Source organism: Vibrio sp. T9 (genome assembly GCF_003123985.1).
Classification (GTDB): Bacteria; Pseudomonadota; Gammaproteobacteria; order Enterobacterales; family Vibrionaceae; genus Vibrio; species Vibrio diabolicus.
On the sequence record NZ_NIGY01000029.1, the window covers coordinates 1 to 2852 of the forward strand.

The window sequence follows — 2852 nt, forward strand, 5'->3', positions numbered from 1 at the left end:
CATTGGTAGGAAATTGTTCAACTTTACTAGATGCCTGATCACTTGCACACCCAATAAGTTGTGTTGCAATAAAAATTACAAATATAACTCTCATGAGTTCTCCTTTTGATTAGAGCTGCTAACGCCCTGCTAAGGGGTGAGCAACGCAATACAAAAGCCGCCGCAAACCACCTTAACCACTAAAATCAACGCATAGCAAAAATGCCACGCGTTGCGAATCCCTCTTGAGCAGTTTGTTATGTGTCAAATTTTAAACTCGAACTTAGCTTTTTTAGGGCCAGTTTCCCCTTTTTCGGAAGGCGCATACTTCCGTTTTGATAATATTCGCACTGCTTCAGCATCGAACACTCCTTTAGGTACAGAATCAGTAACCATTATGTCAATCACATCACCCTGACTATTAATATTAAACGTGAGTACAACAGTACCGACTAATTTGTTTTTCCTTGAACCTTTATGATTCCTAGGCGATACACTGTCCCGAGCTTTGTGTTCTCGATAATTTGGGGAACTAGCACTTTCAATTAAACCAGCGCAGCCAGACAATAATGCCGCTATAAATAATATTAAAATCTTCATACTTAATCTTTGACAACATAACGCCCTGTTAAGGTGTGAGCGACGCAATACCGAAGCTCCCGCATACCACCTTAAACACCAAAACCAACGCATAATAAAAATGCCACGCGTTGCGAATCACTCTTGAACAGTTTGTTATGTTTGTATTCTCAGCTTTCCATCGAAATATCAACAACTTGACCATTTTCATCAAATGAAACGCTTATTAAGTAATTTGTGACATCATTGGGCAACGTAAAATCACAGACGTCGTCTTCCACGTAAGCGACTACCAGTGCAGACAAAATGTCGTCAAAGCTTGGATTTTCTTTGCCTAAAATTTCTAGCCATACTGCTGCAGGGAGTTCATCTAAATGATGAGATACAAACAAATCGATCCCGTATTCCCCCGACTCCGTACCGCGAGAGGCTTTTATAGCTTCTAGAGCTAACTCTACTTTTTTATCCATTCCAATACTCTGCTTATATCGAGAAAAACATAACGCCCAATTAAGGTGTGAAGCACGCAACCACAAAACTCAATTTGACCACCCTAAAACCCGAACTCAAACCAAGCCAAAAATGCCAAGCGTGCTGAATCACTCTTAAATTGTTTGTTATGTTACCATTTCTTTGGCTAGCAAATGTATAACCGTTCCATGTACATCACTAATTAGATGTTCTTTTTGTTCAAAGATACAACTTATATAATCCTTGAACTCTTCTAATGTATTCAATTTTAAACTAATCGCTCGTAGCATTGCATCTTGGCACCTAGCAGCACCCATTAACATAACTTGGTTGTAAAAATATAACTCACGAGGAGAATAGTCTATTTTTCTAGAACCATGGTGAATAGAGTCATTACGAAGGACTCGTATTTCCTCTAAAGCAGTCTCCAACTTTCTTGCGACAACTTGATATTCAGGGTGGTTCTCTAGCTCTCTTTTAAACTCCTGATTAAGGAATTGTAGAGACTTTCCGTTAGGAAAGCCAAGAAACCATCTGATATATGGAGCAATATTATCGTTCTGATCTTCTTTTAAAAGGGCTTCTACTGCGAACCAGTCAAAAATCACTTTCAAATGTAAGCTTTTTTCGTGCTTACTATTTCTAGACCAATGAAGTGACCTTTTGTAGCGTTCTGTTAATTCATTTTCATGGAATAAAACATATTGCGTTTGATTATATGTTTGTACGATACTCGGCTGCATTACAAACACATTACCCAACTCATAAGTCTTCTCAATAACTAGGGGTTCAAGTTTTAATGTATCTAGGTTTTTAGCAAAGCCATAATCGGTAAGAGCTAACTTGCTCATCGTATACTCACGAGATTTTAAGTCTAATAGCTCAGTGAACTTATCATCAGCTAAAACGACGGCACTAGACAAATTATCAGCTTCGACTATACAACCAATTCTTGAATTTAGTGATAAATCTATATCATTAGATTTAATTGACTCTTCAATTAACTTGCGCTCTATATCCGTATCACTCTTGGCGGATCTAATTTCCACATCACGGTAAACCGTTGTACTTGGCAATACAGGACCAGAATTCTCTAAAACCTTAACTATTAAATAACTAGCCATTCGCAATCTCCACAAGCTTATTACAAAGTGATGTGTAGACAATTTTTCTCATGTTATCTTCATTTCTTGAATCTAGCTTAAGATTACTTTTACGCAATAGTTTAAATAGATTATATACATTCAAGTAACTCTTAGTAAAATATATTGAATCAACAACAACAGGAAAAAACCTCTCATCATACTTTGTTATTGAAAGAAGTTCATTTAATGTAGATTCTAAATGTTCCGAATTTTGAATTGAATAAAAATACTTAACTCTAAGCTTTAGAAGTTCTTCTTTTTTTAGTTTTTTGTTTTTTGACAACAGCCCGTCAAACTTAACAACCTTATTATAATTAAATGTTCGTATTGCTAATTCATAACCTATAACTTGTACAATCAAATGATCTGGCTTTAATTTCAATAATTCATTATGAAAGAACTCTGCTTCAATTATTCGTCCTTTTTCAAACAAAGATTGAACATACTTTGTTAAATGAATATGTTTTTTCTTATCTGAAGAACCAAGATACTTTGCTTCATTTAATTCTATTTGTTTCATTTATCTATTAGTACCTCTGAACTCTCTGGTAACATAACGCCCTGTTAAGGTGTGAGCAACGCAATACCAAAGCTGCCGCATACCACCTTAAACACTAAAACCAACGCATAGTAAAAATGCCACGCGTTGCGAATCACTCTTAAACAGTTTGTTATGTT

General features: G+C 36.0%; 4 protein-coding genes and 1 pseudogene. All 5 read right to left on the reverse strand.

All coding sequences use genetic code 11. The features are described 5' to 3' along the window. Window positions 1-175: 175 nt before the first annotated feature. Window positions 176-247 (reverse strand): annotated as a pseudogene (locus CBX98_RS26840) (DUF3265 domain-containing protein); the annotation flags it as partial. Continuing rightward, the gene (locus CBX98_RS25105; RefSeq protein WP_031781252.1) at window positions 244-579 is read right to left on the reverse strand and encodes a TonB family protein; all 336 of its coding nucleotides are present in this window, start codon (window positions 577-579) and stop codon (window positions 244-246) included. The pseudogene CBX98_RS26840 and the gene CBX98_RS25105, both read right to left, overlap by 4 nt. Window positions 580-728: 149 nt before the next feature. Next, a complete protein-coding gene (locus tag CBX98_RS25115; RefSeq protein ID WP_021706453.1) occupies window positions 729-1028 on the reverse strand; it encodes a DUF2004 domain-containing protein in 300 nt (99 codons plus the stop codon). Window positions 1029-1175: 147 nt separating this feature from the next. After that, window positions 1176-2153: a hypothetical protein gene (locus CBX98_RS25120; RefSeq protein WP_109170523.1), complete on the reverse strand. Its 978-nt coding sequence runs from the start codon at window positions 2151-2153 to the stop codon at window positions 1176-1178. Continuing rightward, entirely contained in the window at window positions 2146-2694 is a 549-nt protein-coding gene (locus CBX98_RS25125; RefSeq protein WP_109170524.1) for a hypothetical protein, read from the reverse strand. Before CBX98_RS25125 ends, CBX98_RS25120 begins: the two co-directional genes overlap by 8 nt. Window positions 2695-2852: the final 158 nt, after the last annotated feature.